Raw genomic sequence first — 21,050 nt, 5'->3', positions numbered from 1 at the left:
GTGTGACCAGGACGACACCTGGGGCCTTCCGCCAGGACCGGTTGTCGGTGGGGTACGGCAGGATGGGACGGATGAGCCAAGACCGGACGAGAGGCAGCAGCCGGACAGCGCCTTCCGGCCCCGTGACCGCCGAGCTGCCCGTCTACGCAGAGCGGGTCCTGGACGTGGCCGACCTGATCCCGCCGGGCCGCGTCATGACGTACGGCGATGTCGCGGAGTGGCTCGGTGACGGCGGGCCGAGACAGGTCGGCCGGGTGATGGCCCTGTACGGCTCCGCGGTGCCCTGGTGGCGTGTCGTGCGCGCCGACGGGCAGCTGCTGCCCGGCCATGAACTGCGGGCGCTCGGCCACTACCGCGAGGAGGGCACGCCGCTGAGAGCGGCCCCGCGCGACGCGGACGGCCATGTTCCGCGCCTCGACATGAGGCGCGCCCGATGGGACGGCGTGACCGGTGGCCCGGGCGACGAAGCTCACAGCTGACCGCTTCCGCCATCGTGACCCACCGGGACAGGCGGCCGGCCGGTGAGCGGGGCGCACCGGCGGGCCGGTATGTGACGGGTGACGCGGCCCATTGCCCGCTGTCCGCCCCGTCGGCGGCGTAGCGTCGTCCACACGCTGCACGCTCCGCTCCCTCATCCGAATACGTTCCCTGTCCGTTCCGTCCCTCATCCGTCCCCGTCACGACCGGCCGCCGTCACCCGGCCCTCAGCACCGTCCGGGGCCAGCAGCCGTCACACCCGGGCCCGTCACCCCATGGCCGGCCACCGCGCAGACCCAGTACACCCACCAGGACCGGCGATCCACGTGAGTTCCTCCTTCACCACCCGGAACAGCCCGCACCGCCAGGCACGGCGGCGGGCCCCGGGCGCGTACCGGCTGGTGCGCACCCCACCGGGCTCCGTGGACCCCCCTCTCCTGGACGCACCGCAGCGCGCCGTGGTTGACCACCGGGACGGTCCGCTGCTGGTCCTGGCCGGACCCGGCACGGGCAAGACGACGACGCTGGTCGAGACCGTCGCCCGGCGGGTGGCCGACGGGACCGACCCCGCGCGCATCCTCGTCCTCACCTTCAGCCGTAAGGCGGCGGTCGAGCTGCGCGACAGGATGGCGGCCCGGCTCGGCGGCATCCGTGGCCCACAGGCCACCACCTTCCACTCGTACTGCTACGCCCTGGTCCGTGCCCACCAGGACGCCGACCTGTTCGCCGATCCCCTGCGCCTGCTGTCCGGGCCCGAGCAGGACGTCACCGTCCGTGAGCTACTCGCCGGCCAGCTCGGCCTGGAGCAGGCAGGACTGGCCCATGTCCGCTGGCCGGACGAGCTGCGGGCGTGCCTGACCACCCGGGGCTTCGCCGACGAGGTGCGCGCGGTGCTGGCCCGCAGCCGCGAGCTGGGACTGGGCCCGGACGCGCTGGCCGCCTTCGCCCGACGCACCGGCCGCCCGGACTGGAGCGCCGCCGCCCAGTTCCTCGCCGAGTACCTGGACGTCCTCGACGCCCAGGGCGTTCTCGACTACGCGGAACTGGTCCACCGGGCGGTCCTGCTCGCCGAACGGCCGGAGGTGGCGGCGGCGCTGGCCGGAAGCTACGACGTGGTCCTCGTCGACGAGTACCAGGACACGGACCCCGCCCAGGTGCGGCTGCTGCACGCGCTGGCCGGGAACCAGGGCGGTGGAGCACCGGACACCGGCGGTGGCCGGACACTGATCGCCTTCGGCGACCCCGACCAGTCGATCTACGCCTTCCGGGGCGCCGACGTGAACGGCATCCTGGACTTCCCGGACGCCTTCCGCCGTGCCGACGGCGCACCCGCCCCCGTCGGGGTGCTCACCACCTCACGCCGCTCCGGCGCACAACTGATCGAGGCCACCCGGCTGCTCACCCGCCGGATGCCACTCACCCGCCTGCCCTCGGACAAGGTCCGTGCCCACCGGGCGCTGTCCGCCGTACGCGACGGCGGGCGCGTCGAGGCCTACACCTATCCGACGCCCTCCACCGAGCTGGAGAACATCGCCGACCTGCTCCGGCGCGCCCACCTGGAAGAGGGCGTGCGCTGGAGGGACATGGCGGTCCTCGTACGCGCCGGAGGGCGTTCGATCCCAGCCGTACGCCGGGCGCTCACCTCCGCCGGAGTCCCTCTGGAGGTGGACGGCGACGATCTTCCGCTGCGGCACGAGCCGGCGGTCGCCCCGCTCCTGACCGCCCTGCGCACCGTCGCCACGGCGTCGCTGCACCGCGCCGCGGCCGAGGACCCGGAGGACGAAGCCGGCGCCGGGAGCGACAGTGCTCCACCCGGCCGGCTCGACACCGAGACCGCCCTCGCCCTCCTCGCCTCGCCCCTCGGCTCCATGGACGCCGCCGACCTGCGCCGTCTCGGCCGTGCCCTGCGTGACGAGGAACGGGCCGCCGGGAACCGCGTACCGCCGCCGTCCGGGGAGCTGCTGGCCCGGGCGCTCTCCGAGCCCGAGCGCCTGGTGACGCACGACCCGGCGTACGCCCGCGGAGCTCAGCGGCTGGGCGCGCTCCTGCGCGAGGCCCGTGAACTCCTGGAGCGGGGCGGCACCGCCGAGGAGGCCCTGTGGACCCTGTGGAACGGCACCCCCTGGCCCGGCCGGCTGGAGCGGGCGGCGCTGCGCGGTGGTCCGGGCGGCCGGAACGCCGACCGTGACCTCGACGCCGTATGCGCCCTCTTCGACACAGCGGCACGGGCCGAGGAGCGCACGGGAGGGCGTGGCGCGCTCAACTTCCTGGAGGAGGTCGACGCCCAGGACATCGCGGCCGACACCCTGTCCCGGCGCGCCGTCCGGCCCGACGCCGTACGGCTGATGACCGCGCACCGCTCCAAGGGCCTGGAGTGGCGCCTGGTGGTCGTCGCCGGGGTGCAGGAGGGGCTCTGGCCCGACCTGCGCCGCCGGGGATCGCTCCTGGAGGCGGACCGGATCGGGCGCGACGGACTGGCCGAACCGCTCACCCCGGGTGCGCTCCTGGCCGAGGAACGCCGCCTGTTCTACGTGGCCGCGACCCGGGCCCGTGAACGTCTCGTCGTCACCGCCGTCAAAGCCCCCGCCGACGACGGCGACCAGCCCTCCCGTCTCCTCACCGAGCTCGGGACCGAGCCCCGGGACGTCACCGGACGCCCCCGCCGCCCACTCGCGGTGGCATCCCTCGTCGCCGAGCTCCGGGCGACGACCGTCGACCCCGCCGCGTCGGAAGCCCTGCGCGACGCCGCCGCACACCGGCTCGCCCGGCTCGCGGCGCTCACCGACGACGAGGGTCAGCCACTCGTGCCCGCGGCCCACCCGTACCGCTGGTGGGGGCTGGACGAGCCGACCCGCTCCGAGGTCCCGCTGCGCGACCGGGACCACCCCGTCGCGCTCTCCGGGAGCGCGCTCGACCAGCTCGCCAACACCTGCGCGCTCCAGTGGTTCCTGGGCCGTGAGGTCAAGGCCGACGCCCCGGCGACGGCGGCCCAGGGCTTCGGCAACGTCGTCCACGTCCTCGCGGACGAGGTGGCCTCCGGACGTACCGGCGCCGACCTGGACGTCCTGATGGAGCGCCTGGACTCCGTATGGGACGGCCTGGTCTTCGACGCACCCTGGAAGTCGCAGCAGGAGAAGGACCAGGCACGCGCCGCCCTGGAACGATTCCTGCGCTGGCACGTCATGGACCGCGCGGGCCGCACCCCCACCGCCAGCGAACACGACTTCGACGTCACCCTCGAAGCGGGCGAGTACGCCGTACGCATCCGGGGCTCCATGGACCGGGTCGAACAGGACACCGAGGGCCGGGCGTACGTCGTCGACTTCAAGACCGGCAAGGCCGCGCCGACCAGGGACGAGGTGGCCTCCCACCCCCAGCTCGCCGTGTACCAGCTGGCGGTCAGGGAAGGCGCCGTCGACGAGGTCTTCGACGGCCACCGCCCCCTCGCCGGCGGCGCCGAACTCGTACAGCTGCGCCAGCCCGCCCCGAAGAAGGAGGGAGGCGACACCCTTCCCAAGGTGCAGGCACAGGAACCCCTCTCCGGGGAATGGGTCTCCGACCTGCTGGCCACGGCAGCCGGACGGGTCCTGGACGAACGGTTCACCCCCACGACCGGCCAGCACTGCACCCACTGCGCGTTCAAGGCGTCGTGCAGCGCGCAGCCCGAGGGCCGGCAGGTCATCGAATGACGGCCCGGCCGGACCCGCGCGGGTCCACGTTGTCGGTGCGTCCGGTTAGCCTTTCCGGAGTGTCCTCACGTATCACCGATCCCGAGCAGCTCAAGGAGCTCCTCGGGATCCCCTTCACCCCGGAGCAGACGGCCTGCATCACCGCGCCGCCCGCCCCGCAGGTGATCGTGGCCGGAGCCGGCTCGGGGAAGACCACCGTGATGGCCGCCCGGGTCGTGTGGCTGGTCGGGACCGGACAGGTCGCCCCGGAGCAGGTCCTCGGGCTGACCTTCACCAACAAGGCCGCCGGTGAGCTCGCCGAGCGGGTCCGCAGGGCCCTCGTCGCGGCCGGGGTCACCGACCCGGACGTCATCGACCCGGACAACCCGCCGGGCGAACCCAGCATCTCCACCTACCACGCGTTCGCCGGACGGCTCCTCACCGACCACGGCCTGCGGATCGGCCTCGAACCCACCACCCGGCTCCTCGCCGACGCCACCCGCTACCAGCTCGCCGCCCGGGTGCTGCGGGAGGCCCCCGGCCCCTACCCCGCGCTGACCCGGTCCTTCTCCACGCTCGTCAGCGACCTGCTGGCCCTGGACGCCGAGCTCGCCGAACACCTCGTACGCCCCGGACAGCTCGCCGAGCACGACACCGGGCTCCTCCAGGCCCTGGAGACGGCCGGCCTCACCAACGCCGAGCTGCGCAAGATCCCCGAGACCGCCACGGCCCGCCGTGAACTCCTCGAACTGACCCGGCACTACCGCGCGGCCAAGCGCAGCCGGGACCTCCTCGACTTCGGCGACCAGATCGCACTCTCCGCCGAGCTGGCCCTCACCCGGCCCGAGGTGGGCGCCGTACTCCGCGACGAATTCCGGGTCGTCCTGCTCGACGAGTACCAGGACACCTCCGTGGCCCAGCGACTGCTCCTGGCGGCGTTGTTCGGCGGGGGAGGCGGGAGCGGCACCGCGGGCCACGCCGTCACAGCGGTCGGCGACCCCTGCCAGGCGATCTACGGCTGGCGCGGTGCCTCCGTGGCCAACCTCGACGACTTCCCGCTCCACTTCCCCCACGCCGACGGCACCCCGGCCACCCGCTACTCCCTCAGCGAGAACCGCCGCAGCGGCGGCCGTCTCCTCCACCTCGCCAACGGCCTCGCCGAACCCCTGCGAGCCATGCACGAGGGGGTCGAGGCGCTGCGCCCCGCCCCCGGAGCCGAGAGGGACGGCATGGTCCGGTGCGCTCTCCTGCGCACCCACGCCGAGGAGATCGACTGGCTCGGCGACTCGCTCGCCCACCTCGTACGGACCGGGACACCACCCGGGGAGATCGCCGTCCTGTGCAGGACCGCGGGCGACTTCCCCCGCATCCAGGCCGCCCTCGTCGACCGGGACGTCCCCGTCGAGGTCGTCGGCCTGTCCGGGCTGCTCCACCTCCCCGAGGTCGCCGACCTAGTCGCCGTCTGCGAGGTCCTCCAGGACCCCGGGGCCAACGCCTCCCTGGTCCGGTTGCTCACCGGCCCGCGCTGGCGCATCGGACCCCGCGACCTCGCCCTCCTGGGGCGCCGCGCCCGCCTCCTCGTCCACCGCTCCGCCACCGGCGACGACGCCGACCCGGACCAGCGCCTGGCCGAGGCCGTCGAGGGCATCGACCCCGCCGAGGTGATCTCGCTCGCCGACGCCCTCGACACCTTCCTGGAGTCCGGCGGGTCCGAGGACGACCAGCTGCCCTTCTCCGCCGAGGCACGCGTCCGCTTCGCCCGCCTCGCCGCCGAGCTCCGCGACCTCCGCCGCTCGCTGGCCGACCCCCTCATGGACGTACTGCACCGCGTCCTGGCGACCACCGGACTCGAAGTGGAGCTCTCGGCGTCGCCGCACGCCCTGGCCGCCCGCCGCCGTGAGACCCTCGCCAACTTCCTGGACGTCGCGGCCGGCTTCGCCGCGGTGGAAGGAGAGGCGAGCCTGCTCGCCTTCCTCGGCTTCCTGCGCACCGCCGCGCAGTACGAGAAGGGCCTGGACAACGCCCTGCCCGGCGGTGAGAACACCGTGAAGGTCCTCACCGCCCACAAGTCCAAGGGGCTGGAATGGGACGTCGTCGCCGTCCCCGGCCTCGTCGGCGGCCAGTTCCCCAGCACACAGTCCCGGGACGCGTGGACCTCGCAGTCCCAGGTCCTCCCGCACGCCCTGCGTGGCGACGCGGCCACGCTCCCCGCCCTCCACTCCTACGACGCCAAGGGCCTCAAGGCGTTCAAGGAGGAGATGAAGGGACATCAGCACACCGAGGAGCTCCGCCTCGGATACGTCACCTTCACGCGCCCCCGCACCCTGCTTCTGGGCTCCGGCCACTGGTGGGGGCCGTCCCAGAAGAAGCCCCGCGGCCCCTCCGCCTTCCTGGACGCGCTGTACGAGCACTGTGCGGCGGGATACGGCGAGATCGAGGTCTGGGAGGAGGAGCCGGCGGAGGACGACGAGAACCCGGCGCTCCAGGAGAAGGACGCCGACCAGGCCTGGCCGCTCCCGCTCGACGACACCGCCATGGCCCGCCGCCGCGCCGCCCGGGACACGGTGCTGGCGCACCTGGAGGCTCTGGCGACGACGCCCGTACCCGATGTGTACGACGACGAGGTGCCGCCGTACGACGAGCCGGAGTACGACCAGGGGCCCGAAGAGCCGCCGTTCGAGGACGAGGCGCCGGCCTACGACGGGGCGGCCTACGACGGGGCGGCCGCCCCGTACGACGACCCGTTCCCGGACGGCCGGCCTGGCGCCGCCGCCGACAGGAGCCCGCCCCCGGACGGCGACCAGGGCCCCGAGGGCGCCCCGCCCGCGCACCCGGCGGCCCCCGCCCCGCACGTACCCGCCGCCCGTGTCCCGGCGGACGCGGCCCTCACCCCTGAGGAGTCACGCGCCCTCGCCTCCTGGGACCGCGATCTCGACGCCCTCGCCGGTGAGCTGCGCCGTGCCCGTGCCGCCGTGCACGACGTCGTCGTGCCCGCCACGCTCTCCGCCACCCAGCTCCTGCACCTCGCCGACGACCCCGACGGTTTCGCGCGGGAGCTCGCCCGCCCCATGCCCCGGCCCCCGCAGCCCGCAGCCCGCCGGGGGACCCGTTTCCACGCCTGGGTGGAGTCCCGTTTCGAGGAACTGCCGCTGCCCATGCTGGGCCCGGACGAACTACCCGGGGGCGACGGCAGCGACGCGGAGATCGCCGACGAGCGCGACCTCGCCGAGCTCAAGGAAGCCTTCGAGCGCACCGCGTACGCCCGGCGCACTCCGTACCGTGTCGAGACCCCGTTCCAGATCACGCTCGGAGGACGGGTGATCCGCGGCCGGATCGACGCGGTCTACCGCACCGGCGACACGTACGAGATCGTCGACTGGAAGACCAGCCGGCACCGCACGGCCGACCCGCTCCAGCTCGCCGTCTACCGTCTGGCCTGGGCCGAACTGCACGGCCTGCCGCTGGAAGCCGTCGAGGCGACCTTTCTGTACGTACGCACCGGGGAGACGTCCCGTCCCACCGGGCTGCCGGGCCGGGAAGAGCTGGAGAAGCTCCTGCTGGACGAGCCACCTCCCCAGGGCCGATAGGCTCATAAGCATGAGCGACACCCCGGACAACGCCGTCCGTACGTACACCGAGCGGCACCGCGCGGCCTTCCTCGACGATCTCGCCGAGTGGCTGCGCATCCCGTCCGTGTCCGCTCAGCCGGAGCACGACGGAGACGTACGGCGCAGCGCCGAATGGCTGTCCGCCAAGCTCGCGGAGACCGGGTTCCCGGTCACCGAGATCTGGGAGACGCCCGGGGCCCCGGCGGTCTTCGCGGAGTGGCCCTCGGAGGACGAGGACGCACCCGTCGTCCTTGTCTACGGCCACCACGACGTGCAGCCCGCGGCCCGCGAGGACGGCTGGAGCAGCGACCCGTTCGACCCGGTGATCCGCGACGGCAGGATGTACGGACGCGGCGCGGCCGACGACAAGGGCCAGGTGTTCTTCCACACACTCGGTGTCCGCGCCCACCTCGCCGTGACGGGCCGCACGACCCCCGCCGTGCACCTCAAGCTCCTGGTCGAGGGCGAGGAGGAGTCCGGCTCCCCGCACTTCCGCGCGCTGGCCGAGGAGCGGGCCGCCCGCCTCGCGGCCGACGCCGTGATCGTCTCCGACACCGGCATGTGGGACGAGAACACCCCCACGGTCTGCACCGGCATGCGCGGCCTCGCCGAGTGCGAGATCGAGCTGCACGGCCCGGACCAGGACATCCACTCCGGGTCCTTCGGCGGCGCGGTGCCCAACCCCGCGACCGCGCTCGCCCGTCTTGTCGCCGCTCTCCACGACACGGAGGGCAGGGTCGCGGTCCCCGGCTTCTACGACGGCGTCGCCGAACTCACCGAGACCGAACGGGCCCTCTTCGCCGAGCTGCGCTTCGACGAGGACGCCTGGCTGCGTACTGCCGCGTCGCACGCCACGGCAGGTGAGGCCGGCTACTCCACTCTGGAGCGCGTCTGGGCACGCCCCACCGCCGAGGTCAACGGCATCGGCGGCGGTTACCAGGGCGCGGGCAGCAAGACCGTCATCCCCTCGTCCGCCCTGGTGAAGCTGAGCTTCCGGCTGGTCGCAGGCCAGGACCCGGAGCGGATCCAGGAAGCGGTCCGCGCCTGGGCCGAGGCCCGTATCCCGTCCGGTGTCCGGCACCGGATCACGTTCGCCCCCGCCACCCGTCCCTGTCTGACGCCCCTGGACCACCCCGCGCTCCGGGCCGTGGCCCGTGCCATGGGACAGGCCTTCGGGACGAAGGTCCTCTTCACCCGCGAGGGAGGCTCGGGCCCCGCCGCCGACCTCCGGGACGTGCTCGGGGCACCCGTCCTCTTCCTTGGTATCTCCGTACCGTCCGACGGCTGGCACGGCCCCGACGAGAAGGTCGAACTCGACCTCCTCCTCAAAGGCGTGGAGACCACCGCCCATCTGTGGGGCGAGCTGGCCGACGCACTCCGCTGAATCTCTGAACGCCCGATCCACCCCCGGGGGAGTAGGAAGCACCTGTGAGCACCTTCGACAACGCCACCGCAGACCGTCCGATCGGTCTCACCGCGCCCAGCGGCATCGACCGCGCGGCGCACCACCGGCTCGACGAGGCCTGGCTCGCCGCGGCCTGGAGCCACCCGACGACCAGAGTCTTCGTCGTCTCCGGGGGCCAGGCGCTCATCGACGACACCCCCGACGGGGGCACGGAGCTCGTCATGACGCCCGCCTTCGAGGCGCCCGTCACCGAGACCCACCGCTACTTCCTGGGTACGGACGAGGACGGCGTCCGCTACTTCGCCCTCCAGAAGGACTCCCTCCCCGGCCGCATGGACCAGTCCGCACGGCCCGCGGGCCTGCGCGAGGCAGGGCTGCTGCTCGGCCCGCGTGACGCCGGGCTGATGGTGCACGCGGTGGCTCTGGAGAACTGGCAGCGGCTGCACCGCTTCTGTTCACGCTGCGGCGAGCGCACCGTCATCGCGGCGGCCGGGCACATCCGCCGTTGCCAGGCCTGCGGGGCGGAGCACTACCCGCGGACCGACCCCGCGGTGATCATGCTGGTCACCGACGACCAGGACCGCGCCCTGCTGGGGCGCCAGGTCCACTGGCCCGAAGGCCGATTCTCGACCCTCGCGGGCTTCGTCGAGCCGGGGGAGTCGATCGAGCAGTCCGTGGCCCGCGAGGTGTTCGAGGAGGCGGGGGTCGTCGTCGGCGAGGTCGAGTACATCGCCAGCCAGCCCTGGCCCTTCCCCTCCAGCCTGATGCTCGGCTTCATGGCGCGCGCCACGTCCTTCGAGATCGATGTGGACGGCGACGAGATCGAGGAGGCCCGCTGGTTCTCCCGCGAGGAGCTGACGGCCGCCTTCGACTCGGGCGAGGTGCTGCCCCCGTTCGGCGTCTCGATCGCGGCGCGGCTGATCGAGCTCTGGTACGGCAAGCCGCTCCCGAGGCCGGGCACCATCGGCTGACGGTGCGGACGAACACGACGACGGCCCCGGAGCTCCTGCCCGGGGCCGTCGCCGTTCCTGTCTGTGCCAGCCGAATCCGCGTCAGGCGCCGATCTTCTGCTTGACCTGGGCCAGCGAGGGGTTGGTCAGCGTCGAACCGTCGGGGAAGAGAACGGTCGGCACGGTCTGGGGTTTTCACCCCGGAACAACGGCTCTGACCTAGGTGTTCACCTGGGGACAGTGGCCAGATGACAGGGGCGTTAGAACCTCGGGTTGCCCACCTGTTCTCAGGGTGGTTCGGCCATGACTTCACGTCGTGCTTTGGGTGTCGTTCGTCTTTCCGTCGGTGGATTGAATCAGACCGGTGAAGGAACCCAGAAGAAGAAGATCAGTACCAGGTGCGTAGCGGAAGAACTCGAATTCGTAGACTTCGCAATTGATGTCGACGTCTCGGCTTCCTACTCCCCGTGGAATCGTCCGCAACTCGGTAAGTGGCTGAACGAGCGGGTAGACGAATTCGATGTCCTGGTTGTGTACAAGCTTGACCGCATCGTTCGGTCCGTCCGTGACCTGACCGACCTACTCGACTGGTTGGAGAAGCACGGTAAGTCTCTGATCTCGATTGAAGAGGCTTTCGACTTCTCCACCACGTGGGGGAAGATGGTGGCCAAGCTTCTTGCCGTTCTGGCAGAGGCAGAGCTTGAAGCCATCAAGGCCCGTATCCAGGCTTCCCGTGAAGCCATGCGTACAAAGGGCCGTTGGCCCGGCGGTTTGGTTCCCTTTGGTCGCGTATCTGTTGCGGCCGAAAGTGGAGAGGGATACACCCTCGAACTCTGCCCTAAGTACGGGCCCTGGCTTCTCCGCATGATTGAGAAGTTCCTTGAGTTGAAGTCGTTCACGGCTGTAGCTGTGTGGCTGAACGAGAACAACGTAGCCACATCGCAGGACATTGCCCGTGTACGGGCAGGGAAAGCCGGAAGCACTAACACGCGACTCGTCAAGGAGAAGGCGAAAGCGCGCGGGGCTAAGTGGACAGCTACCGGAGTGCAAGCGGTCATCACTTCCCGGAACTTGCTCGGGGAGTACACCCGAAAGGATGGGACGGTTGAGCGCAATCCGGATGGAACTCCAGTCATTCGCTCCGTGCCCGTTCTCACGCAAGAGAAGTTCGATGAACTGCAATCCGTCGTGGCAACGGTGAAGTACACAAAGGGACCGCAGCGAACGAGCCCGTACTTGGGTGTCCTGTTCTGCGGTTGCGGAAAGCCTCTGTACTACGTGAAGCCCTATCTCAAGGGCATTCGCAAGTACGGGCCGAACAAGGGTCAAGAGCGTTGGAGTGAAGAACGCTTCCGGTGCCAGGGTGACCCGTCCAGGGACGTAAAGCCCTGTGACGGACAGAACTTCAAGGCGGAGGGAATCCGGGACGAGATCAAACGGAAGTTCCTCCAAATCCTTGAAGGCAAGCCGGTCATGGAAAAGCGGACCACCGTGGACGACGGGCCCGCTATGCAAATGGCGGTACTTGACGCGCGGCTGGACCAACTGACAGACGAACTCAAGGCCGGACACATCACAGCCGCTGAATACGGCTCGATGATGGCTGCAACAGCAGTAGAGCGAGAGGGCATCAACAAGAAGCCCATCAAGTCGGTTACCCGTTGGTCCAATACCGGGCAGACGTATAACCAGTGGTGGAACAACGCGAACGAGCAAGAGCGGCGAGAGAAGTTGGTTAGCTGGGGAGTAAAGGTCACATGGACATCGGAGACTATGACTCTCGACGTAGGGCCGCAAATCTACGAGGGGCTAAAGCTTAATGGGGGAGAGATTGAGCAAGCGGTAATCCTCTCTCACCGTGTGGAGTACGAGGTACTGGCCTAGCCCTAACCCCTGTCGGCAACGCCCTTTCCTGGCTCACTGGGAAGGGGCGTTCTGCTGTCCGGGCACAGGGGCTCACAGGCTCCCTCGGAGTCTCGGACGGGCCGGAGTACCCGAACGGCACGGCAGGGGCTCACAGAGCCGCACAGGGGTGCCGGACGGGCTACGGCCGGACAGAGCCGAGAGGGCCGCTATGCGGGCTCTGCGATCGGCCTCTTTGCCGCGCCGGAATATCGTCTCCGATCGCTCCGCTATCTCCTGTGTGGCGCACGTCCGCGCGGTGAAGTCGCTGGACAGAGGTAAAGGGTTTTAAAGGGTTGCGCCAAACATACCTAGTGAGCGGTGCTTCCCGCTGTTTCTTTTTGTCTCGTTCCGGCAATCCGATGGAGGAAGCAAGTGAAAGACAACTACACACGAGACCCAATGCTAGGTGGCCGTGTACCGGCTTGGCTTGACACGGCGGTAAGGGAAATCGCCAAGGAGAAGGGTGTTCCCACAGCTGAGATCTTCCGAATCGCTATCCGCAGATACGTTGAAGCAGAGGGAAAGCAGAAATAGCCCCAACCGAATGTTCCGATTGAAGGCTGCAATCCCTTGGCTGTACCTACTGGTTAGGCCACCGGGCCGGGCTGTGAAGTTAGCGCCTACTGGCTTGCTTGGTTCCTTGTTTCCTTGGAGCGCGTTCCCTGGTTTGTACGTCGTTCCCACCTGGGGACGATGTACCGACTCTGGCTGAACTTCCCTGCTGGGAATCCTTTGCACGCTTACCATTCTACCCGATAAAGCGGTGCGCGCCGGTATCGAATAGCTCTATCTGCTTTCACCTGGGGAAATGCCTAGGCGAAATAATGCAACCTGATACTAAGCAATTGAATGCTACAATAGCGGATATACGAATGAATATGCGCAAAGGGAGGCTGGCAATGGCCGGTAAGCGAGTCCCGTTAATCCACATCAACACGCCGCATTGGATGATCGCGGCCGTCAAGGATCACGGCAACAAGTCCGACCGAACAGATGCGGAGATCTTCCGCGCGGCACTGACCACCTATCTCAACCGTCTGGGCTACACCGAGGAAAAGTGGCTAGACGAAAACTTCCTGACCAACAACACCGAGGAGAGCAAGTGAACAACTCAGAAGAATTCCACGTAGACCCGAAGATGGTCGACGCAATCGACGTCATCGCAATGCATCACGGCCAGACGCGAGCTAACACCACTGACATCATCCTGCGTTTCGGTATCTCGGCTATGGCTTTGGCTGACCCAAGCCTGACCCATGCAGTAGCGGAGGTGTTAGGCGTATGAGTTACAACTCTCCCCGCCCCGAAAGCAGTATGCCGAATGAGCATTTCCGCTGCACACGTGCAGCGCACGCCGCAATTGGCTATATCCAGGATCGTGACGGGCTCAACCGCGCAGAGGTGATTCGTCGCCTTGTGGGTGTGGCTCTGAACCTTGAAGCAAAGTCCGATGCCGTAGTCGAAGCCATTGTCCTGGAGGACAACCGCTAAAAGTCACCGATAGGAACTGAACTGTAATGAGCGAAACCACATTCTTACCGATTAACTTCTCTGAGATCGACATCACCGACCTTACCGACATCGATACCGCGTTCGCTGAGATCTGCGAACCGGTAGACCTCTTAGCGTTAGGCAAAGTCCGTTGGCAGCGGGCTCGACAGTCCGCTAAGGCCGGAATCCCAATCGCACCGCTGCGCCCGAACACCAAGGAACCTTTCGGTAACTGCGAGGACTGTAAGGACGAACGCTGCGGTTACTCCGGCGCAGACAAAGCCAACTGCCCGTGTGTCGAGAATGGGAACCCCCAGGGAAACAAGTGCCACGCTGGTTATGCTGCCACGTGCGATCTCGTTGTAGTCGACTACTGGTTTGAAGAGTCCAATTACCAGATCAACTATCTTGAGCACAACACCCCGCTTTTCGTCCTGGACTTTGACGTTGTCTGGGTTGATGGCATTGCCACTATGCCCGGCAAGGAAGCGTTTGAAGAGGCGAACCCCGGTGTATTGGAGTCAGCAACACAGAAGGTCGTAACCCCGTCCGGGGGCGAGCATTACAAGTGGCTGCGCACGTACTCTGGCGAGATGTACCGAGGGTCCAAGGCTTTCGGAAAGCAGCTATTCGGAGACGGGAAGGATGACCCGAGCCGTCACACGGACACAAAGACGGGTCTCGGCTCGTACAACGTAGGTCCGCTCTCCCGTACGGATGACGGCACGTATGAGGAAGTACGCTCCGGCGAACTGACTGAGCTACAGGCCGACGTATTCGACCGCTTCAAGAAGAACGGCTCAGCGGCTGTCTCTGCGCCTCTCACGGGACAGGCGGGCACTTCCCCCACCCTGTACCGGGAAGTCCCTCAGATCTCGATGGGGGACCTTACAGAGACAATGCGTAAGGAAGTCATCGCAGACCTATTGGAACTGGAGTCGGATCTAGCCAAGGTGGACGAAGATTGGCACATGTCCTCTCTCGGCATCGTGGCCGATACCGGCAAATACGTAGGGTCTGGCCTGTACGACTTTGAACAGGCCGTAGAACGTCTGGTACCTATCGCTATGACTTCGGGGGCCGACGATAAGCCCAGGGATTCGGAAGCGGTCGTAGAGAGGAAGGTCCGCAACTGGTTAGCCAAGGGTGCGGCGGAGGGTCTGAGCGAGGTAAAGACCCGCTACTACCAAATGGGTGTCGACAGCGGAGCGCCTAGTTCATGGGACCCGGTCGACCTTTCAGCCCTACGGGCCAATGGCTATTCGCGTCCCGTGCCGACGTTCTTCACGTGCTGCAACAAGGCAGAAGTATCACTTCTCTATCCGGGAAAGTCACACACTGTCTATGGCAAGAGTGGCGACGGTAAGACACTGGCCATGCTCGGCGGTGCTGCTCAGGAACTGCTAAAGGGGCACTCGGTTCTGTTCCTGGATTTCGAGGACGACGCAGACATTGTGGTTCTTGACCGTCTGCACGACACATTCGGAGTTCCGTGGGAAATCCTTGACGACCGGTCTAAGTTCCGTTACGTCAATCCAGAGGGAAAGCCTGCGCCCGGATCTCCGGATGCGGCCAAGTTTGCTGAACTGTCCGGCCACGGCTGGGACATTGTCATCGTGGATGCCATGACGGAAGCTGCCGCAGCTTGGGGAATCGTTTTCGAGGGTGGATCGGACGGAGGGGCGGGGAAGATTTCCCAGTTCACACAGGAATTCGTTCTGCCATTCCTCAAGGCTGGTTCGTCTGTAACCCTAATCGACCATGTGAAGCTAGGCGATTCCAATGGGTTCGCTACCGGCTCTTCTCACAAGCGGAATGCAATCCGGGGAGCAGCATACGAAGTTACGGCCACAAAGTCGTTTGGGCTGGGTGCCCGTGGCTCTCTGGACTTCTATGTCCGCAAGGATCGTCCGGGCTCTCTGCGTAAGTTCGAGGACAACAAGAAGCGCGTAGCCACCTTTTGGCTGGACAGTACGAATGCCGATCACATCACGTACGGATTCGATTCCGTCCAGGGTGCCGTCTCTGTTGATTTCTCTACGGTCGAGATTTCGGATGAGGCCAAGGCTGAAATGGTCCACCAGTTCCTTGTCATCAATCCGGGTGCGAGCAAGCGCAAGGTACTGGCTGTACTGACTGGCGATCAGAACAAGCGTGACTCCACTCTCACCACGCTGATCTCTATCGGGCGGATCAAGATGGTTCGGGAGACGGACAAGAACGGCAAGACCAAGTCTGAGCGCCACTGGTGGGTAGACGATGACGAAACCGTGATCGGGCTGGACTGAGACGTCCGCAGAGGGTGTTATGGCCTAGGGTTTTCAGACCCCGCCATAACACCTGAATAACACCCTTCCATAACGCTCGAAGCGGTTGGGTGTTATGGATCTTCAAGGGGTAAACGTGCTGGATAACGCACCCATAACACGCGCATAACACCCATCCATAACACCCGGGCCTCCACACTGTTATGCCCCTCCCCCCTCCCTTGTAGGGGAGGGGTAATAACGGTAGGCGGATCAGACAGAAGAACAGGCCCTCTCAACACACAGAAAGAAGATCAACCAATGAGCGCTTTCAACCCTCGGCGAGCCAGTAGGGCCAAGACCTACAGCCGTCCCGAGAATCCGACCGTTGCCGACTCGCTGCGCCTCTTAGTGGGCAGGGAGCAGCCGGGAGCATGTGACTTCTGTACGGGTCACATGACGACCGTGGAAGCGCACCCCAAAGTGTTCGGCATGCTGATTCACCACGATGACGACTGCTCGTTCTACGCTGCTTACCAGGTTGCGGCCGACCTGCTTCCTGGCTAGGCCAGCGTCACCCTTTGGCCTCTACGCGCGAGGCAGTGTTCAAACGCTAGTGATCATTTACGGTATGCACTGCAATGCCTCTGTCTGCGGACGGGGGTACTCGGTGTTTGTGCAGGTCAATAGGGGTGTCAGGTCCAGCCGGCGAGTACCCAATGGGTGTGCAATGCAAATGACCGAATGTGCTCGTTGATCAAGCCCTTACGGCAAGTGATCCACGGTTCTTGGTAACCCTCTTGTGGTAAGTGCTGGCAAGTTGCCAAGGGGCAAGTTTGAGATCCCCCGGAACAGAGACACGAGAGGGTGGAGTCAGGCATTCGGTGTCTGTCACAGCCCCTAGGTCACCGATCCCTTGTAAACAACCCTATGTAAATCAACTGTGACCCACGTCACAGGGCGCTTTTCCCAGAAATGCTCGCTAGGTGTCGGCGGTCCGTCTAGTAAAGGCTCCCCTGGCAATACCCCCCTAGCCCCCTCCCTTTCCGGTTCGCGTCCCATCTCCATGGCGTCCCATGGAATGCCTGCCTGCGATCAGGTCCTAACGATTAAGTTCCACGGGGTGCGTGAAGGGACTCAGGGGCGTCTCTCCCGGCCTAGGGGCGTCTCAGGGCATCGGAGTGCCAGTGACGTGAGCCGGGGGCTACAGGGCGCAGAGAACGTGTCGAGTCATGCGCGCCCCACGCTGGCTAAGTTTCGATCTCCGATTCAGCAGAGACACCCGCGCGGCCCTAGTCCCGTGGGTATGGGGGTCGGGCAATCGGGGTTGCCCCCTCTCGGGATTTCCATGGTCTAGGGCTCTGCGTCTATCCGGCATCCCGCCCGCCATCAGGGGGCATCGATGGCAACCCCTCTACGTCAACCCGGTCGCCGTGACGTCCCTCGGCGCAACGTTGCTGGTCAGGGTGCATATGTGGCAGGTACAGAGTGTCAACCTGCCTGACGTCCGTAACGGAGAGTCCTGTCTCATCAGGGCTGTTCATAAACGATCGTTTATGAGACGACTGAGACAGTGCTGGATCGTGTCCGTTTCGTCCCATCTCTCGCGTCTCACAACCCGTCTCAAAAGACCTGCCCGATCTCTGGCTTATGAGACACGTTTGTGAGACAGTCTTGGCATGACGAACTCAGAGCACGCCACTCAGGTTGAACGCCATGACTGCCCGAAGTGCCAGGCACCCGCAGGAAGCCCCTGCCGTACGGGAGCGGGCAAGGTGGCAGCGGCGTACCACACCGCGCGTTTCGCCCTGGTGCCGTCGCTTAAGGCAGAGCTGACCGTGAAGACCCCTGCCGACCGCAACCCTGGTAAGGCATGGGTGGCCGGTACGCCCCTGCCTGCGGAAGCGGATGCCGTCATGTCAGGCGCGGCTATCCGTCTCGGGTACGCACGCTGTTCGACTGTGGGTCAGGAACTCCAGAGCCAATTGGACGCTCTTACCCGTGCCGAGTGCACACGGGTGTTCTCGGAGAAGATCAGCACCCGCGTGAAGGAGCGGCCGGAACTCGACAAGGCTCTGACCCTGGCACGGGAGATCAAGGCAGCCGCGCCCAATCAGCCGGTGATCCTTACCGTGGTCGAGATGAAGCGTCTCGCCCGTAGTGCTGCTGAGTTGATGACCCTCTCGTCTGTTCTCCAGTCCGAGGGAATCCAACTGGAATTGCTGTCCGGACCACTCCAGGGTGTGTACGACCCGAACGGGGCTGGTGCCATCGTGTTCGCGGTACTGGCAGTCAGTGCGGAAGTGGAGCGGGAGGGAATCCGGGAGAAGACTCTAGAGGGCCTGGACACAGCAGCACGCAAAGGCAACTTCGGCGGACGTCCGACCGTGGTGGATGCCGACAAGCTAGCCGTAGCCCGTGCCCGCCACGCAAAGGGAGAAAGCGTGCCCGCCATCGCTAAGGCGCTCGGGGTATCCAGGGCCACCCTCTACCGGCATCTCTAACCAGCAGATACAGGATGGGCCCGCCTACGGGTAATAGGCGGGCCCTTTCTGCTGTGTCAGCGCCATGCTACCGGCCGCGCCCTGGTGGTCCGGCAGGCAGGCGTACAGGGTCTGTGTCGGCACAGCAGAGAGCCGGTACCCGAGTGGGTACCGGCTCTCAGTGTCTGTGCGGCTCTGTGCGGCCCTTAGATGCTCGGGAGGTCCGAACCCTTCACCAGGGTGACGAACTCACTCCAGGAAGCCGGGGAGAAGGTGAGGGCCGGACCCTGGGGGTCCTTGCTGTCCCGTACCGGCACGATGCCGGGAACGATGGCAGTCTCAACACACGTGTTGTTGTCACCGCTATAGCTGGACTTGAACCAGTCATAGCCGGTTGCAGAAGCGTTATCGATGGATGGCATGGTCAGTCCGTTTCCTTGATGTGCGACTTGATGAGGGATAGCGATTGCTCGACAGGCAGTGCCTCTGAGTTCAAGCGACGGAACAACGCCGTATAGAACTCAACCTGCTTAGGTTCTTCGTAGTAGACGATACTCATCAGGTTGTCCGCATACACAACGTCCGTCTCTGCTGGTTCAGGGAAGCCCAAGATGCCGAACGGACCATGCAGGGCAACATTGATGGGTGCCCCGGACGGTAGTACCTGAATCTGAATGTTGGTCTCGCGGGCAAGGACGATTAGGGACTCAAGCTGTTCCCGCATTACATCCTTACCCAGGTCTGCCTTTAGGGCTGCTTCCGTGATGATTGCCCATAGGCGCAAGGGAGTTGAACGGGCGAACGCTTGCCTACGTTGTCCTCTTACCTTGACCTGTGCGGCTACTTCATCATCAGGCTTCTGGGGGTTCTGCATCCTGACAACTGCCTCTGTATAGGCAGCGGTTTGCAGTAGTCCGGGAATATGCGCTGTCTCCATCGCGTATACGTCGGACGCGTCCCACTCAAGCGCGATGTAGTCGCTGTACTCCGAGTTCAACGCACCCTCATATTGAGACCACCAACCACGCTCACGGCCGTTACGGGCAAGATCCTGAAACCGCGCACGGCTGGTCTTGTCGGTCACGTCGTAGAAGTCCAGGAGTGCCCGCAAGTCAAGAGACCGGATGCCGGATTGTGCGGCTTCTATCCGGCTGATCTTCGACTCGGCCGAGTCGAGTACCCCGGCGGCTTGGGCAATGGTCTTGCCAGCAGTCCCACGGGCCTCTCTGAGCATCCGGCCAAGTCGCCTCTGCCGAACCGTTGGGTTCCTGTTCACGGGCACGTTCGTGCGCCTCCTGGTTGGTCGTCTCGGTTCAGTCTCGCTGTTGGCTCCACCCCAGGGCAACCACGTTGAGTTACCTCAAAGTGGGGACTTGCACCGTGGGGTAGGAATCCCTCATGGTAGGGGTTGTTCCGTAAAGCAGAGTTCGGCTTGACAGATCGTCAAGTCACTTTGCGAGAGGCACTGTTGGCCGGAGAGTGATCATGGGAGATTTCCGAACGGATCGAACGCGGTACCCGACTCACCCCGCTCACGTGAAGAGCGCTCGTGACCGCGTCTCGGCTGTGGCGCGAGAGTGGGGACTCAAAGCGTCGATGATCGAGAGCCTGTGCTTAATCGCGTCGGAGTTGGTCACGAACGCGATGCTCCACGCGGGAGCACCCAGGGGCCGTGAGATCGGCGTAACCCTGGTTCTGAGTCCCGATTGCGTCCGGCTGGAAGTCCGAGACGCTGGGGACACTCTTCCGGCCGTGAGAGAGCCCACCAACGACGATCAGCACGGGCGCGGTCTGGTCATGGTCGGTCTGCTTGCTGACAGATGGGACGTGAGCACTCAGGTTGTCGGCAAGACTGTGTTCGTGGAGCTGGACCTAGACCCTTCAACTCCGGCCAAGAGCAACGGTGTTGCTCATGTCTGAACCCACGGCGGAACCTACGTCCGGTGACCCCTTCCGAGGAACGTCCTATGAGGCTTCCCCGGAAGGCTGGTGGACCGAGTACGGCGGGGCTCTGAACGTCGCATCCGGAGTGGTGTTCATCCCCCAAGGCTCGAAGGTTCCGCCGTGCCCATTCCCGTGTTCCATCTGTGTCAGGAAGGGACGCCAATGATGGACCGCCGAGACATTCACGTTGGGAACGTGGTCTATGACCGTGCTTACGAAATGGTCGCTCGCATCGCGGGTTGGGAGGGCTCACGCGTTGCCTTGATTCGTCCGGCGGGACTCACGTGGTCGTCATCTCTGGTCCATCTGCGTCCGGCGACGGAATACGAGATCAAACAGCTAGGCGCACTCGCCAAGCTCCACAAGCGACAGACCGCAGGGATAGCCCGTACAGCCTGACCCCCCAGGACACAGCAGAGCCCCGGCATCGCCACCACCTACGGACGCGTAGGGAGGAAGGCACCGGGGCTCACGTGTGTGCCCACCAGGTCAGACCCCTAGAGCCTGCTTGACCTGGGCAAGGGAGGGGTTCGTCATGACGACGTCGGGGGTACCCTCACTGGAGGAAGAAACCAAGACCGTGGGAACTGTCTGGTTGCCGCCATTCGCCTTCTCGACGAAGGCCGCCGAATCCGGGTCGTGCTCGATGTTGACCTCGGTGTACGCGATGCCTTCGCGGTCCATCTGCCCCTTGAGCCGGCGGCAGTAGCCGCACCACGTGGTGCTGTACATCGTCACAGTGCCCGGCATGTCGTCGGCGCTCCTTCGTCTTGTCTCCGTTGATGCGGGAGCGTGCGAACGCGCACGCTCCCGCATGGAGAGAACGCACGGGACCCGACCGCCATTCCCCTTGGCCGCCCGGCCGGTATGACG

The 21,050-nt window shown here is 65.9% G+C and carries 15 protein-coding genes and 1 pseudogene; 12 read left to right on the top strand and 4 right to left on the bottom strand.

The features are described 5' to 3' along the window. The first annotated feature begins 71 nt into the window (after window positions 1–71). The 5 genes from ACIREO_RS02905 to nudC all read left to right on the top strand — a co-directional run bounded on the left by ACIREO_RS02905 (window position 72) and on the right by nudC (window position 10,129). Window positions 72–479: an MGMT family protein gene (locus tag ACIREO_RS02905; RefSeq protein ID WP_404104095.1), complete on the top strand. Its 408-nt coding sequence runs from the start codon at window positions 72–74 to the stop codon at window positions 477–479. A gap of 324 nt (window positions 480–803) precedes the next feature. Continuing rightward, window positions 804–4,166, top strand: a complete 3,363-nt coding sequence (locus ACIREO_RS02900) for an ATP-dependent helicase (protein ID WP_404104092.1) — start codon at window positions 804–806, stop codon at window positions 4,164–4,166. A 59-nt stretch (window positions 4,167–4,225) separates the two neighbouring features. Continuing rightward, a complete protein-coding gene (locus tag ACIREO_RS02895) occupies window positions 4,226–7,732 on the top strand; it encodes a UvrD-helicase domain-containing protein (RefSeq protein ID WP_404104090.1) in 3,507 nt (1,168 codons plus the stop codon). A 10-nt stretch (window positions 7,733–7,742) separates the two neighbouring features. Then, on the top strand, window positions 7,743–9,137 hold the full coding sequence (locus ACIREO_RS02890; protein ID WP_404104087.1) for a dipeptidase: 1,395 nt from the start codon (window positions 7,743–7,745) through the stop codon (window positions 9,135–9,137). 44 nt (window positions 9,138–9,181) lie between these two features. Then, complete coding sequence (nudC, locus tag ACIREO_RS02885; RefSeq protein ID WP_404104085.1) at window positions 9,182–10,129, top strand: NAD(+) diphosphatase; 948 nt, start codon at window positions 9,182–9,184, stop codon at window positions 10,127–10,129. Window positions 10,130–10,210: 81 nt separating this feature from the next. Here nudC and ACIREO_RS02880 read toward each other — a convergent pair. After that, window positions 10,211–10,297, bottom strand: a pseudogene (locus ACIREO_RS02880) (NrdH-redoxin); the annotation flags it as partial. A 114-nt stretch (window positions 10,298–10,411) separates the two neighbouring features. On the opposite strand from ACIREO_RS02880, the gene ACIREO_RS02875 reads away from it, so the two are divergent. The 6 genes from ACIREO_RS02875 (at window position 10,412) to ACIREO_RS02850 (ending at window position 18,254) form a co-directional block, all read left to right on the top strand. After that, entirely contained in the window at window positions 10,412–11,992 is a 1,581-nt protein-coding gene (locus ACIREO_RS02875) for a recombinase family protein (RefSeq protein WP_404104082.1), read from the top strand. Between the two features lie 893 nt (window positions 11,993–12,885). Beyond that, window positions 12,886–13,119, top strand: coding sequence for a hypothetical protein (locus tag ACIREO_RS02870; protein ID WP_404104079.1), 234 nt, complete (start codon window positions 12,886–12,888; stop codon window positions 13,117–13,119). Then, the gene (locus ACIREO_RS02865) at window positions 13,116–13,298 is read left to right on the top strand and encodes a hypothetical protein (protein ID WP_404104077.1); all 183 of its coding nucleotides are present in this window, start codon (window positions 13,116–13,118) and stop codon (window positions 13,296–13,298) included. Before ACIREO_RS02870 ends, ACIREO_RS02865 begins: the two co-directional genes overlap by 4 nt. Then, a complete protein-coding gene (locus ACIREO_RS02860) occupies window positions 13,295–13,504 on the top strand; it encodes a hypothetical protein (protein WP_404104075.1) in 210 nt (69 codons plus the stop codon). The genes ACIREO_RS02865 and ACIREO_RS02860 overlap by 4 nt, the downstream gene beginning before the upstream one ends. A 26-nt stretch (window positions 13,505–13,530) precedes the next feature. Next, on the top strand, window positions 13,531–15,792 hold the full coding sequence (locus ACIREO_RS02855; protein WP_404104072.1) for a bifunctional DNA primase/polymerase: 2,262 nt from the start codon (window positions 13,531–13,533) through the stop codon (window positions 15,790–15,792). A 1,637-nt stretch (window positions 15,793–17,429) separates the two neighbouring features. Continuing rightward, a complete protein-coding gene (locus ACIREO_RS02850) occupies window positions 17,430–18,254 on the top strand; it encodes a recombinase family protein (protein WP_404104069.1) in 825 nt (274 codons plus the stop codon). 185 nt (window positions 18,255–18,439) lie between these two features. Here ACIREO_RS02850 and ACIREO_RS02845 read toward each other — a convergent pair whose 3' ends face one another. Both ACIREO_RS02845 and ACIREO_RS02840 read right to left on the bottom strand, forming a co-directional pair. Then, window positions 18,440–18,655 (bottom strand): DUF397 domain-containing protein, encoded by a 216-nt coding sequence (locus ACIREO_RS02845; protein WP_404104066.1) that lies wholly within the window; start codon window positions 18,653–18,655, stop codon window positions 18,440–18,442. Between the two features lie 2 nt (window positions 18,656–18,657). After that, entirely contained in the window at window positions 18,658–19,515 is an 858-nt protein-coding gene (locus tag ACIREO_RS02840; RefSeq protein WP_404104063.1) for a helix-turn-helix domain-containing protein, read from the bottom strand. A 203-nt stretch (window positions 19,516–19,718) separates the two neighbouring features. On the opposite strand from ACIREO_RS02840, the gene ACIREO_RS02835 reads away from it, so the two are divergent. Next, window positions 19,719–20,153: an ATP-binding protein gene (locus ACIREO_RS02835; RefSeq protein ID WP_404104061.1), complete on the top strand. Its 435-nt coding sequence runs from the start codon at window positions 19,719–19,721 to the stop codon at window positions 20,151–20,153. A gap of 513 nt (window positions 20,154–20,666) precedes the next feature. Here ACIREO_RS02835 and ACIREO_RS02830 read toward each other — a convergent pair. Beyond that, window positions 20,667–20,927, bottom strand: coding sequence for a mycoredoxin (locus tag ACIREO_RS02830; protein WP_404104058.1), 261 nt, complete (start codon window positions 20,925–20,927; stop codon window positions 20,667–20,669). Between the last annotated feature and the right edge of the window lie 123 nt (window positions 20,928–21,050).

The organism is Streptomyces sp. NPDC102441 (assembly GCF_044765585.1).
Lineage (GTDB): Bacteria > Actinomycetota > Actinomycetes > Streptomycetales > Streptomycetaceae > Streptomyces.
The sequence above is the reverse complement of the archived record's forward strand: the minus strand, read 5'-3'. Positions and strand labels throughout refer to the sequence as shown.

Excerpts from the sequence above, each read along its gene's own strand:
- ACIREO_RS02875 (WP_404104082.1), top strand. The coding sequence starts at position 10,412 with ATGACTTCACGTCGTGCTTTGGGTGTCGTTCGTCTTTCCGTCGGTGGA.
- ACIREO_RS02855 (WP_404104072.1), top strand. The coding sequence starts at position 13,531 with ATGAGCGAAACCACATTCTTACCGATTAACTTCTCTGAGATCGACATC.
- ACIREO_RS02830 (WP_404104058.1), bottom strand. The coding sequence starts at position 20,927 with ATGCCGGGCACTGTGACGATGTACAGCACCACGTGGTGCGGCTACTGC.
- ACIREO_RS02890 (WP_404104087.1), top strand. The coding sequence starts at position 7,743 with ATGAGCGACACCCCGGACAACGCCGTCCGTACGTACACCGAGCGGCAC.
- ACIREO_RS02845 (WP_404104066.1), bottom strand. The coding sequence starts at position 18,655 with ATGCCATCCATCGATAACGCTTCTGCAACCGGCTATGACTGGTTCAAG.
- ACIREO_RS02870 (WP_404104079.1), top strand. The coding sequence starts at position 12,886 with ATGAATATGCGCAAAGGGAGGCTGGCAATGGCCGGTAAGCGAGTCCCG.
- ACIREO_RS02905 (WP_404104095.1), top strand. The coding sequence starts at position 72 with ATGAGCCAAGACCGGACGAGAGGCAGCAGCCGGACAGCGCCTTCCGGC.
- ACIREO_RS02835 (WP_404104061.1), top strand. The coding sequence starts at position 19,719 with ATGGGAGATTTCCGAACGGATCGAACGCGGTACCCGACTCACCCCGCT.
- ACIREO_RS02850 (WP_404104069.1), top strand. The coding sequence starts at position 17,430 with ATGACGAACTCAGAGCACGCCACTCAGGTTGAACGCCATGACTGCCCG.
- ACIREO_RS02860 (WP_404104075.1), top strand. The coding sequence starts at position 13,295 with ATGAGTTACAACTCTCCCCGCCCCGAAAGCAGTATGCCGAATGAGCAT.